This is a genomic window from Mycobacterium arosiense ATCC BAA-1401 = DSM 45069, from assembly GCF_002086125.1.
Lineage (GTDB): Bacteria > Actinomycetota > Actinomycetes > Mycobacteriales > Mycobacteriaceae > Mycobacterium > Mycobacterium arosiense.
Genome location: NZ_MVHG01000024.1, coordinates 15,075 through 27,500 on the forward strand (window position 1 = coordinate 15,075; position 12,426 = coordinate 27,500).

A 12,426-nucleotide genomic window follows, 5' to 3' on the forward strand; every position below is an offset into this window, starting at 1 on the left:
GGCGGGGGGAGTGCGACTGTGTCTAGAGTCGTCCGGCGTTTATGCATAACGAGAGGGACAAGCATGATGGTCGTGCAAGCGCCCGTCAGCATCGAACTGCCTCCCGATCCGCGCGGCCCCTCATCAGGCTGGTGTTGACTGTATTCGCCGCTGCGCCGATGTTTTCTGCGATTTGATCTTGCTTCGCGTCTGTCGTTGAAATGGCGTGAGACGCAAGCGGCGCTGCACTCAAGATAGCAAATCAGGGCGACTGTGGTCATGAGTTTTTCTGATGTGGCTGATACGCTCCGGTTGTGTCTGCATTGCTGCGCGTTTCCCTGCGTCAGTTGGAATACTTTGTCGCCGTCTCGGAACAGGGGACGATGGCTGCGGCAGCCGAGCACTGCCTAATTTCCCAATCGGCGATTTCGCTGGCCGTCACGCAGCTTGAGCGCATCCTCGACGTTCAGCTGTTCCTACGGCAACGGTCGAAAGGGTTGACGCTTACCGACGCCGGACGGCGCGTCTTAACTGATGCGCGCCGGCTGTTGCAGCAGGCTGACGAACTTCAGGTCACGGCGCGTAACCTCGGGCAAGAACTTAGCGGACGTTTAGTCGTTGGCTGCTACTCGACGTTGACCCCGTACCTGATCCCCATGATGTTGGAAGCGTTCGGCAAGGCGGAGCCGGGCATAAGAATCGACTTTGTCGAAGGCTCGGTCGCCGATTTGCATGAACTGTTGCGCAACGGCACCTGCGAGGTGGCCTTAATGTATGACATCGCATTGGGGCCCGATTTGGAGGCGCGCACGCTGTACTCCATTCGGCCTCATGTGGTGCTTGATATCAGCCACCGAATGGCCAACCGCACCGCGGTGCGGCTCTCCGATTTGGCAGACGAGCCGATGGTGATGCTGGATATGCCGCCCAGCGAGGAGCTCTTCCGATCAATATTCGCGCGCGCGGGCGTGACGCCTAATGTCCGAATGAAGACAGCCAGTGTCGAGGCCGTGCGAGCGTTAGTCGCCAGCGGCGCGGGATATTCAGTGCTTCTGCAACGCTCGGCCGCCAGGATAAGTTACGTGGGTCGACCATTTGCCGCCTGCGAGATCGAAGATGACGTCGACGCTGTGCAGGTCCAACTTGTGCGGCACGCCAACTCGCGGCTAACACACCGAGCTGAGGCGTTTGCGAATTTCTGTCATCGGTATTTGGGCGCGATGGGGGCCCACGCGCCGGGCGCAAGTTGAGATTAACTCAACAGTTACATCTATTTGTTCTTCTTTACTTATACGGTCCCCCAGCAGAACACTATGAACAAGGGAGAGCTGCTGTCTGGCGTCCCTGGTCGGTCGCCGGAAGAAAGGATCATATGACGGATTCAGCGCGCTTTTGGGACCATGAGTTCGAGTGCCGGCCCTGGGAGGAAACCCAACGCTGGCAGGCGAAACAGCTGCCTTCACTGCTGCTGCGTCTGCGCAACGAGTCGCTCCTGTATGCCGACGCCCTTTCCGGGGTAGAACCCGATCGGGTGGCCTCGCTGAGCGCGCTGTCCGAACTTCCTATGACCGGCAAGGATGATTTGCGCCGCGGTCAAGAGACTAAGCAGCCTGGATTGATCTTGGGCCGGCAGCAGGCCGTCTCCGCTAATCGCATCGTTCAGATCTTGTCTTCGTCGGGCACCACCGGCCAACCCGTTTATTTCGGACTCACGAAGGCCGATAAGGAGTCATGGCTCGACTCGGCGGCAGCGATGTTTTTCACTGCAGGTCTGCGCGCCGGATCGGTCGCGGCGCTATCGACGGGTATGCCCATGGTTGCTGGCGGACTGCCCTACGCGGACGGGATTCGCGCTGTTGGAGCAACTTTGGTGTGGTTGGGGGGTCAACCGACCCCTCGGATGGTTTCTACCCTGGCAAACCTGCAAGTGAATGCGCTAGTCGCGACGGTCTCGTTTGCGAACTTTTTTGCTGCCAGGGTGGACGAACACCTTGGCCGGCCGGCGTCTTCTGTAGGCGTTCGCACAATCGTTACCGGAGGTGAGCCTGGTGTCGGCGAACCAGGAACGCGAGCAGCCATTCAGGACAGCTGGGGCGCCCAACGGGTCAGCGAGATCATGGGCCTTTGTGATGTATTGCCCGGCATATGGAGTGAATGCCAGGAGGGCGCGGGGATGCACTTCATTGGCGGTCCCGACGTGCTCGCGGAGCTCATCGATCCAGCCACCGCAGAGCCAGTCCCCTGGAGCGAGGGCGCAGAAGGGGAATTGCTTTATACCACTTTGACTCGCGAGGCGACCCCGGTGTTGCGCTACCGGTCCGGCGATCATATTCGCGTGCTGGGGACCCGATGCCGCTGCGGCAGAGCAACTCCACGCATCCGCTGCATCGGCCGTACCGACGACATGCTGATCTATAAGGCGATGAACGTTTTTCCGTCGGCCATCCGCGAAATTGCGCTCGCTATCGGCGGTGAATACCTGGACGGCTTGACGCGTGTGCGCAAGGAGCGACACGAACAGGTTCGTTTCGATGAGCCAATCCCGGTCGAAGTCCAGCTCCGCCGAGCGCTCGACGACACGGACGCGGAGGCATTGCGACATCGAATCGAGAGCGCCGTGCACCAAACACTGCGGGTACGAATCGCAGTCGAGTGCCTGCCGCCAGGCACAGTTGCGGCGCAAACGTACAAGAATGCGCTGACGTATGTGCGGTGATCGCTTCCGGCAGCGGCAAAGTGGGTTTGCCGGCCGAAGTGAGCCGAAAGTAGTCGTCCGGAAAAGCATTTGCAAAGCGCACGTCTGGGATTTAGGAGCAGTTGAATGCGCGCATTCGTCCTTGATGACTTCGGGGTGCCGCCTCGGCTTGCCGAAATGCCTGTGCCGATGCCGCAAACGGGCGAGATCCAAATCCATGTCCAGGCATCTTCGGTCAACAGTTTCGACAGCATGCTCGTGGCGGGCTGGCTAAAGACGATGTACCCGCACGAGTTCCCCGTGGTACTCGGTAAGGACTTCGCTGGCACGGTGACCAAACTGGGCAAAGGCGTCGACGAATTCCAGGTCGGCGACCGGGTTTTCGGAGTGGTTGTCAGGCCGCGCCTCACTGACGGAGGGGGTTTCGCCGAATACGCGATAACGTCTGCCTCGTTCGGAGTGGCCACCGTGCCCGAAGGACTGTCCCTAGACGTAGCCGGGGTGCTCGGTCTGGCTGGGTCGACGGCGGCGGTTGCCGTGGACTCCATCGGCGAGGACGCTGAGGGCAGCGTGTTGGTTAGTGGTGCGACTGGCGGCGTCGGAGTCTTCGTGGTGCAGATGCTCGCAGCTCGCGGCGCGCGCGTAATCGCCACCGCCGCATCCGAGGCCGGAGCGGACATGGTGCGCGAATTGGGCGCCGAGACGGCTGTCGATTATCGCGATGATATGAGTGCCCGAGTAAAAAAGTTGCGGCCCAGTGGGGTCGACGCTGTCGTGCACCTTGCCGGTGATGCTGTCGAGCTTGCTGAGCTGATCGTGGAGGGCGGAGTTCTCGCATCGCCCATGCACATTGAACCGATGCAGATGCGCAGGCGCGACATCGATATTCAGTCGGTGACGGCTCAGCCTGACCGGCAGTTGCTGCAATGGCTTGCTGCCGAATTCAACCGCGGCAATTTCCGTGTGCCGGCTACGCGGACCTACCAGTTCGACGAACTTGGCGAGGCTTTGTCAGACTTCGCGAGCGGCAAAACCGGCAAGCTAGCGGTCGCGCTGAGATGAATCAGTATGCGCCACAACAAAAATCGGCATCCACGTTTTACCTCACCAATTAGGAGTTACGTCATGGGCACAGATCAGATATTGACCAGTGAGGAACGCACCGCCGGGCTCGACGGCGATCAACTTCGACAACTCGTCGGCCTCGTCGAATACGATGGATCGGCCGATCGGTTTCCGGTGATCGGCTGGGATGCGCTCGTGTGGATTGTCGGCAACGCGAAGCAGGCAGCTACTCTGTTTCAAGCCGTCTACGGCATGGACCTCGTCGCCTACCGCGGGCCGGAGACCGGCAGTCGTCACCAGGTCGGGTACGTACTCCGTAGTGGCGCAGCACGTTTTGTGCTTACCGGCGCTGTAACCGCCGACAGCCAGCTTGCAGAACACCACCGCCGCCACGGTGATGGAATCGCCGATATCTCACTTGAGGTGCCCGACGTTGACGGGTGTGTCGCTCATGCACGCGCCGAGGGTGCCACTGTCGTTATCGAACCCTACGACAGCAGCGACGAACACGGCACCGTCCGCTCTGCGGCGATAGCGACCTACGGCGACACGATCCACACACTGGTTGACCGATCCCGCTACCACGGGCCTTACCTGCCGGGTTACGTCGGGATCGCTCGCCCAACCGAACGGCACGCGTCGACCCCCAGGCGATTGTTTCAAGCAATAGACCACGTAGTCGGCAATGTCGAGTTAGGGGCAATGAACACCTGGGTCGATTTCTACAATCGGGTGATGGGATTCACCAATATGCAGGAGTTTATCGGCGACGATATCGCCACCGAATACTCCGCGCTCATGAGCAAAGTGGTTACTAACGGGAATCACCGTGTTAAGCTCCCGATCAATGAACCAGCGGTCGGTAAAAAACGCTCACAGATCGACGAATATCTTCAGTTTTACGGAGGTCCGGGGGTCCAGCACATCGCTCTGGCAACCAACAATATTCTCTCCACCGTGGACACCCTCAAAGCTCGCGGGATTGAATTCCTCGACATGCCTGACACCTATTACACCGATCCGGCCCTACGGTCGCGCATTGGAGAGGTCCGAGTGCCGATCGAGGAGCTCCAAGCAAGGAAGATCAACGTCGATCGCGACGAGGACGGCTACCTGCTGCAGATTTTCACTAAGCCGATCGGAGATCGACCGACGGTGTTCTTTGAATTCATAGAACGGCATGGCTCGCTGGGGTTCGGCAAGGGAAACTTCAAGGCGCTATTCGAGGCGATTGAACGTGAACAGGCTAGGCGAGGCAACTTCTAACGATACGAAATGACGGTACCGCGCATGGAAGTGGCTCTTGTATGAACGTCGGCTGTACTTGACACTTTTGTCTTCTGGGTAAAGTGTATGACATCGTGGGCGGTTCCCGCTCGCCGATGACACCAGCGCCAAAGCCCTGATCGACGACACTCGCGGATGTGCGTGTGCGCGGTCGATGGCCCCGTGCGGTCTACAACGGATTACGCGCGCCCGGCCGGCTACGGGGTACCCGAGCTGCTTCTGGCCGATAACGGCAAGGTATTAGTTAGCCAGCGCGCGCGTTCATGGGCGCAGACGTATAGACCTGTGCCACAACAAAAGCCAGCGCCGACGACCGGCCGGACCAGCGCGCCTTGACAGTGGCTCCTAAAGACCCATGTGGTTGCGCTCTGCGAGCGCTTCGGCCGCATGCAACCCGTGGCTGGTACCAGGAAGCGAAATGGAGAGACCGTCACAGGGTTGTCGAATCAATTAAGAGCCTTCGAAATCTCAGCGGCAGCGTGGAGGACGAGGGGGCCTATTACGTCGGTATCGAACGATGAAAGAGCGATGACCCCCACACTCGCCCGCAGTGACGTAACGCCATGTACCGGGGCGGCAACGCCGTAAGCTCCAGGTTCCAGCTCACCAGCCGACGTTGCCCACGCCTGCCCGCCCGGTGGGAGCGACATCGCGTGACCGGCAGCGCCCCGGTCGAGTGGATGCCGTGAGCCGACCCGGTAGGCCACGTGAAACGTCGTCTGCGACGGCTCAACAACGACAACCGCCTGCGCCTCTGACCCGTCTGCAACGGTCAGGTGTGCGGTGGCTCCTACGCGCTCGGCCAAGTTGCGCAGTGTTGGCGTGGTGATGGCACGCAGGTGAGGCAACACCTTGCTAGCCAGCCTCATCAAGCCAAGTCCCAACCGAACTCCGGGACCATCTCTGCGTACGAAACCCTCATCTTGCAAGGGACCCAACAACCGGTACACCGTTGCCCGACTGATGCCGGTCTCCGACGCGAGTTGGCTTATCGTGGGTGCCCCTTCTTCGTGGTTAGCAATCGCATTCAGCAATACCAACCCCCGTTCGAGCATCAATGAGGCGTCTTTCGAGCGGTTGCCGTGTCGTGGCCGGCGTTGGGCTAAGTCGATCATGGATACTTCGCTTCGACCACTCGGCCCTCCACCTCGGCCAACCCGATCAGTGAACCAGCATCTCCGGGAGCGGACGCCGAAATTACTACTGAGTCGCCGTCCTCCAGGAAGGTGCGTGTGGTGCCGTCATCCAGTTGGATCGGCTCCTGTCCGTTCCAAGAGAGTTCCAGAAAGCTACCACGCTCAGTTTTCTTGGGGCCCGACACGGTGCCGGAGGCGAAGAGATCACCTGGTCCCACGGTTGCTCCGTTCGCGGTCATATGAGTTAGCTGCTGCGCCGGGCTCCATGCCAGCTGGCCGAATGGCGGGTTCGCCACCAGCGTGCCGTTCCACTTTATCGACAATTGCAGATTAAGACCCCAAGGATTGACCTCGCACAGGTACGGCAGCAGCGGATGTTCGGGCGGCGGCGGGCTGCATCGCGCGGCTAAAAGCGCCGACAGCGGGGTAATCCAACCGCTGATAGACGTGGCAAAGGATTTGCCGAGAAACGGGCCAAGAGGCACGTATTCCCAAGACTGGATGTCACGCGCAGACCAATCATTCATTAGGGCCACGCCGAAAACATGTTCATCGAAACTTCGCGTTGCTATGTGCGTGGCAACGGCGCCGCCGCACACGAAACCAACTTCTGCTTCGATATCGAGTCGGCAGCTGGGACCGAACGTCGGCAGGGGGTCCGTAGCCGTTTTGCGTTGGCCATGAGGTCGTTTGATGTCGCTGCCAGAAACAACGATGGTGCCCGAACGGCCATGGTAGCCAACGGGTAAGTGAGTCCAATTTGGCAGCAGCGGCGGCTGGTCTGGCCGGAAGATACTTCCGACATTTTTGGCGTGGTGCTGTGACGAGTAGAAGTCGACGTAATCGCGGATTGTGAACGGCAGCAGTGCACGGGTGTGAGTCAGGGGTATCAACTCAGCGCCTGCGGGCGCGGCCGGGTGACTCACAATGTCGATGAGCCGTTCGCGCAATTCATCCCAAACCTCCTTGCCAGTGGCCAACAGGGGGTCCAGCGATATGGCGTCAGCTAGCGCTGCAAGTCGCGGTCCTAGTGATTTCGCCAGTGGGCGAAGCGGCATAGCGTGTTGACCAACCCGCACCGCGACGCCCGTTCCGCCGGAGTGCCGTACGACGCCGTAAGGAAGGGTCTGTGGACCGAACGGGCGGTCGTTTACGAACTCTGGGTCGTCGATCCAGGTGGTCATAGGAGTCCGAGATCAGTGAGATCTGCCAGTGGCTCGGCCAACGAGCAGGACCCATATGAGGCCATTCGGGCGCGCACCGCATTTGTAAGTTGATCAGACATTGCTTTGGCTTCTAGGGCAAGGGAGCGGCCATCCGTATTGCTCAGAGCCGCAAGTGGGCTTTGTCCACGCAACGTCTGCGCTACGGCCAGGAGCAGATTCAAAAACCCATGATGGCTAAAGCCGGTTCCACGGTCGGTGTAGTGCGCTGCATGATGCAGACCAGCTGTTGCTTTGAATGGAACCTGAAGTGCACACGTCACGCGGAGGAATTCGGCGACCTGATCATTGGAGGGAAAAGCGTCCGCCGTGAGTCCGCCGCAACGTAGTTTCGGCCAGTAGCCGTGCTCGGCCACACGCCGCACACTGTGTAACCATTCAGACTGTTCCCGCGCAAGATCGCCAGGAGGCCGTTGCGGCTCAACAACTTTAACCACACCGACGGGTATCACTTGTCCCGCGTCAACGAGCCAGGACGAATCCATCGCGGTGGGTGCCGCCATCTCGACCATCTGCAAGCGAGCCAATGCGCGGTGGGAGCGCAGCAACGCTAACGCATCGCGAAACCCGCTGAGGTCGGCGTCGACCACCAACGAAAGCTCAATAGGACTGGCAGGGGCCATAGCCGCGAGTTCCTGGACTAGTTCTTCAACGCGGTCTGCGGGGCAGAGAAAAAGGCCGGTAATGTCCGCGTACCGTCTCGCCTTGACCTGGAGATGTTCGCGCACGGCATCCTGCATGGTGGCATTCCCAGGCGGGAACAACGCTGCATCATCGATCAGGCGCTTAAATAGGGCCGGCACCCTTGTGAACAGGTCAGATGGCGCAATCTTCGCGGTTGGCTGCACATCTACACCGTAACGCTTATCCGGAAATCGCACAAATATGTCTAAATATCGGACGAACTGGCGAAAGGGCGGTCTTCCCGCGCAGTTCATCCGAACCGCCTTGGTGCCGACGGGCCGCGAGAGGTGGCGGTTCCTATCCGCCGCGAAGACCGCACGGCAAGCGCATCGGTTGGCTCAGTGCTCTCCTCGAAGCGCGAACGCGGCGCGTTTGGTCGGGCCCCTCGATGCCGTGGGACGTGGAATGGCCGCAGCCTGAGCACTTCTTCGTACGGCGGGGTTTAGCTGGTGATCGTCTAATGAACATGCGGTCAGCATTCGCCATGCCGTGCATCTCCGCGATGAACACGATCGCATTTGGCTCGCAACCCTCGTGTGACAGCGCGATGCCGGTCAAGCGATCATGGCCAGTTCAATGGGTTCCGCTGGACGGAATATGGGCAACCAGTTCAGGTCAAACGCGGTGTAAGGCGGAGTGCGGTATGGGACCGTCCATACATGGCACGTTCTGCGACAGGGGAATCGGTGCTGGAGCGCGTCGTGCGAATTTTGGAGGTGTTTGATTCCGATACGATGACCGTCACGGTCACCGAGGTTGCTACTAGAGCCAACCTGCCGTTGTCCACTGCATCGCGACTAGTAGATGAGATGGCTCAGCACGGTCTACTACGGCGCGATGCCACGCATCAGATACGAATTGGCTTGCGCCTCTGGGAGCTAGGGACACGTGCTTCGCCCACCCGAAGCCTGCGCGACGCTGCGATGCCGTTTATGCAGGACCTGCACGCAGTAGTTGGACATCATGTACAACTCGGGGTGCGCGAGGGCGACGAGGTGCTGTTTTTGGAACGGTTAAGCGCTCCTGTAGCCGTCATCAATCTCACACGCATCGCGGGCCGCCTTCCGCTATGCGCATCATCGTCTGGTCTGATTTTGCTAGCACACGCGCCGGCGGCGGTGCAAAACCGTATCATGGCGAGCCCGCTGACTGTGTATACGAACCACACCATTGGCGAGCCAGGCGAACTCCGTCGCTTTCTGGCTCAAGCGCGCTACACCGGTGTAGCATGCTGCCGCGGGTTTATTCACCCCGCTGCCACCGGGATCGCTGTGCCAGTGCGTGATTCGCGTGATCGCGTTGTTGCAGCGCTCTCGGTAATCGTCCCGACCGACGGGCATGAGTCTAGCCGAATCCCTGCGTTGCAGGCAGCCGCGCTGGGTATCCACCGCGCGATAGCGAGGCCGAGCCGGGGTGTTGAAATCCCCTGATCGATTTCCATTGAATGGAAACCGCATTGTGGCTCTTGCAACCGTGTCGCACCGTCTTTGGCTATGACTGCAATGGCCCGAATCTCTAGGGTCGCTCCACGGTGGGCGGCACACGCTAACGACGTCACGTCAGGCCAGATGTGAGTTTGGTACCGGCCCGCGCCGGCGATCGATATCTGAGGAGGTCGCAGATGGGAATGGATGTTACCAAATTGACTGCGATCGATGTGCATGTGCACGTGGAACGTGACGGTTGCGGGCACCTTTCGTTGCCGGGTGAGTTTGTCGAAGCCTCGACGGCTTACTTTGCCGCCGATCGCTACAAGCCCTCCATTGACGAGATCGCCGATTATTACCGGCAACGCGAGATCGGCGCGGTGATTTTCAGCGTGGACATCGAGTCGTTCACCGGTCATCCCGCGCTGTCCAATGAGGAAATTGCCGATGCCGCCGCGAAAAATCCAGACGTTCTCCTCGCGTTCGCCAGCATCGACCCCGCTAAGGGCCGCGCCGGAGCACGCCGACTAAGGAGACTGATCGAGCAACACGGCGTGCGTGGAATTAAGTTTCATCCGAGTCTGCAGAATTTTTCCCCGGACGACGGCAGCGCCGACCCGTTGCTCGAGGTCGCGCAAGAGTATGGGATTCCCGCCGTGTTTCACACCGGCCAAACGGGAATCGGCGCCAACATGAGAGGCGGCGGGGGTATTCGACTCGCGTTGTCGAACCCGATGCTTCTCGACAGCGTGGCTGTGACGTTCCCTGATTTGACGATTATCATGGCCCACCCGTCATTTCCCTGGCAGGACGAGGCACTCGCCATCGCGACCCACAAACCCAATGTCTACATCGATCTCTCTGGGTGGTCGCCGAAATATTTCCCGCCGCAGCTCGTTCGTTATGCCAACTCGCTGTTACAAGACAAGGTTCTTTTCGGGTCGGACTATCCTCTTATCACCCCCGACCGTTGGCTGGGCGACTTCTCAGGCCTAGACATCAAGCCTGCCGTACTGCCGAAAATCCTAAAAGATAACGCCGCCCGGATATTGCGACTGCAGCAGGCCTAAGTACGTTGAAACCGCGCTACCTCGCGTAGTGCGTTGTGCGGCCAGCATCTATCCGCAGCAAAGCCCGGCGAGCGCATCAGGTCGATTTGATAGGCGGGATATGAATCTCTACCAGACGAAGGGACGCGAAGCTGACGCGAGAATCGTTGTCCTCCAAGAGGGCGACTTCATGGGTACCGAAGGCGAGCCCTCACCGGTGGCTCGGCGGGGGCGGTTGCCCCCGCCGCTAACTTCAGCACCCGGTTGTTGTTGAAGTCGGCGACGTAGACATTGCCGTCCGTGTTAACCGCCACACCGCCAGCTCCACAAGGGAGCGCTCCCACAAGAGTTCGCTCCGGCGGTTGCCCAAGCTGCTGACGGGAGTCGAACCGCGGTGGTCGACCCCGCAGGCAATTGAGCACCCGGTCGTTGATGAAGTCGGTGACAAATACATCGCCTGCGATGTCCCGGCTACGCTGTCGGGCCTGATGATTCTCTTACCCTACGAATGGCAGCTCCAACTGCGACAAGCGCAAGGAAGGCCCGCCGGACTGCGAGGGCCGAACGGGAGGTGCGGTGGACTGCGAGGGGTTGCGAGCGCCGAAACAGTTAATGCCCGATCAGGAATGCCACCCTCGTAAGGGCGGCAATAAGCGAGTCATTTCAGCCAGTGGGAAGTCGGTTCGGCGGGGCAGCCGCTGTATCGATTTCGGCTTAGCTTGTTCAGCTATGGTTGGCGCGGCGCTAGGCGGGCTCGCTGTGGCGGAGATTCCGTTGCTGTTGAGCGAATCCGCGGGCAAAGTGTCGGCGAGGACGGTGTCGGCATCGTTGTTCTCTGGGACGATCAACGCCTCGTGCGCAATTTGCGAGTTCCCCTCGATCTTGGCCGGATCGGCCCGCGCCGCGATCTTATTAGCACAGCTTTACAAATCCCGCTCAAAGTGTCACGCTGGGCGCTGAGCTGCGAGCGCGAGAGGTGAACGGGATTGACGAAGGCGTCTGAGGAATCCGCGCAGACCGAGTGGACCGTGCAGGGCCTGCTGGACTTGTTTGACGTGCAGGCCGACGGGGACGACCGGTTCACCGGCGAGACCGGCATCGCGGTGGGCGACGAACGCCAGGTGGTGGAGGGCACCCAGGTGCTCGCGCAGGCGATCGTCGCGGTGGCGAAGCGCTTCCCCGACAAGTCGGTGCGCTCGGCGCACGCGGTCTTCTCGCGCGCGGTCACCGTTGGCCCGCCCATCGAACTGGTTCTCGACGTCGTGGCCGAGGGCCGCTCCACGGCCACCGCTGTGGTCGCCGTGCATCAGAACGGCCGGCGCTGCCTGAGCATCACAGTGCTGGCCGACGTCCCCACCGACGACGTGATCCGCCACCACCTGCCGCGCCCCGACGTCGCCGCCCCGGCGGACGCGCATCACTCGCCGATGCCGATGGTCGGCCGCGAGCTGCGCCTCGTCGACGTCGTCGACGTCAACAGTCCCGACGAGGTCGGCCCGCCGGAGCTCTATGCGTGGCTGCACTACGACCCGATCCCGACCCGCGACGAGTTGGCCAAGGCGCTGCTGGCATACTTCACCGGCCATCTCGGGATCTCCACCACCATGCGGGCGCACGAGGGCATCGGCACCGCCCAGGCGCATCTGACCGTGTCCACCGCGCCGATGAGCATCTCGGTCGCCTTCCACGAACCGGTGGACTGGACCGGGTGGCTGCTCTACACCCACGAGAGCACGCAGGTCGGCGCGGGCATGTCGTATGTGCGCGGGACAGTGCACGCCGAAGAGGGCGAACTGCTGGCCTCGTTCGCCCAGGAAGCGCTGATCCGACCGTTGCGCACCAGCGACACGGCGATCGACTCCCGCGCACGGTTCTAAGGCC

At 60.6% G+C, this 12,426-nt stretch carries 11 protein-coding genes and 1 pseudogene; 8 read left to right on the forward strand and 4 right to left on the reverse strand.

What is annotated here, in order from left to right; all coding sequences use genetic code 11:
* Positions 1–293 precede the first annotated feature (293 nt).
* The 5 genes and pseudogenes from BST14_RS12240 to BST14_RS32640 all read left to right on the forward strand — a co-directional run.
* On the forward strand, positions 294–1,229 hold the full coding sequence (locus BST14_RS12240) for a LysR substrate-binding domain-containing protein (RefSeq protein ID WP_083064744.1): 936 nt from the start codon (positions 294–296) through the stop codon (positions 1,227–1,229).
* Between the two features lie 122 nt (positions 1,230–1,351).
* A complete protein-coding gene (locus BST14_RS12245) occupies positions 1,352–2,695 on the forward strand; it encodes a phenylacetate--CoA ligase family protein (protein WP_083064745.1) in 1,344 nt (447 codons plus the stop codon).
* Positions 2,696–2,800: 105 nt separating this feature from the next.
* Positions 2,801–3,736 carry an NADP-dependent oxidoreductase gene (locus BST14_RS12250; RefSeq protein WP_083064746.1) on the forward strand — a complete coding sequence of 312 codons (936 nt, stop codon included), beginning with the start codon at positions 2,801–2,803 and terminating at the stop codon, positions 3,734–3,736.
* 63 nt (positions 3,737–3,799) lie between these two features.
* Positions 3,800–5,005 carry a 4-hydroxyphenylpyruvate dioxygenase gene (hppD, locus tag BST14_RS12255; RefSeq protein ID WP_083064747.1) on the forward strand — a complete coding sequence of 402 codons (1,206 nt, stop codon included), beginning with the start codon at positions 3,800–3,802 and terminating at the stop codon, positions 5,003–5,005.
* Positions 5,006–5,102: 97 nt separating this feature from the next.
* Positions 5,103–5,278 (forward strand): annotated as a pseudogene (locus tag BST14_RS32640) (IS481 family transposase); the annotation flags it as partial.
* Between the two features lie 194 nt (positions 5,279–5,472).
* Here BST14_RS32640 and BST14_RS31575 read toward each other — a convergent pair.
* The 3 genes from BST14_RS31575 to BST14_RS12270 are packed head-to-tail and all read right to left on the reverse strand — an operon-like array spanning position 5,473 to position 8,233.
* A complete protein-coding gene (locus BST14_RS31575; protein WP_083064748.1) occupies positions 5,473–6,141 on the reverse strand; it encodes an IclR family transcriptional regulator in 669 nt (222 codons plus the stop codon).
* Positions 6,138–7,346, reverse strand: coding sequence for a fumarylacetoacetate hydrolase family protein (locus tag BST14_RS12265; protein WP_083064749.1), 1,209 nt, complete (start codon positions 7,344–7,346; stop codon positions 6,138–6,140). The genes BST14_RS31575 and BST14_RS12265 overlap by 4 nt, the downstream gene beginning before the upstream one ends.
* Positions 7,343–8,233 (reverse strand): hypothetical protein, encoded by an 891-nt coding sequence (locus tag BST14_RS12270; RefSeq protein ID WP_211280715.1) that lies wholly within the window; start codon positions 8,231–8,233, stop codon positions 7,343–7,345. The genes BST14_RS12265 and BST14_RS12270 overlap by 4 nt, the downstream gene beginning before the upstream one ends.
* Before the next feature lie 495 nt (positions 8,234–8,728).
* Between BST14_RS12270 and BST14_RS12275 the strand changes: the two genes are divergently transcribed.
* Both BST14_RS12275 and BST14_RS12280 read left to right on the forward strand, forming a co-directional pair.
* Positions 8,729–9,499: an IclR family transcriptional regulator gene (locus BST14_RS12275; protein WP_083064751.1), complete on the forward strand. Its 771-nt coding sequence runs from the start codon at positions 8,729–8,731 to the stop codon at positions 9,497–9,499.
* A 197-nt stretch (positions 9,500–9,696) separates the two neighbouring features.
* On the forward strand, positions 9,697–10,566 hold the full coding sequence (locus BST14_RS12280) for an amidohydrolase family protein (RefSeq protein ID WP_083064752.1): 870 nt from the start codon (positions 9,697–9,699) through the stop codon (positions 10,564–10,566).
* Between the two features lie 167 nt (positions 10,567–10,733).
* Here BST14_RS12280 and BST14_RS31685 read toward each other — a convergent pair whose 3' ends face one another.
* On the reverse strand, positions 10,734–10,967 hold the full coding sequence (locus tag BST14_RS31685) for a hypothetical protein (protein ID WP_368731251.1): 234 nt from the start codon (positions 10,965–10,967) through the stop codon (positions 10,734–10,736).
* A gap of 564 nt (positions 10,968–11,531) precedes the next feature.
* Between BST14_RS31685 and BST14_RS12295 the strand changes: the two genes are divergently transcribed.
* Positions 11,532–12,422: an acyl-CoA thioesterase gene (locus BST14_RS12295; RefSeq protein ID WP_083064755.1), complete on the forward strand. Its 891-nt coding sequence runs from the start codon at positions 11,532–11,534 to the stop codon at positions 12,420–12,422.
* Positions 12,423–12,426 lie beyond the last annotated feature (4 nt).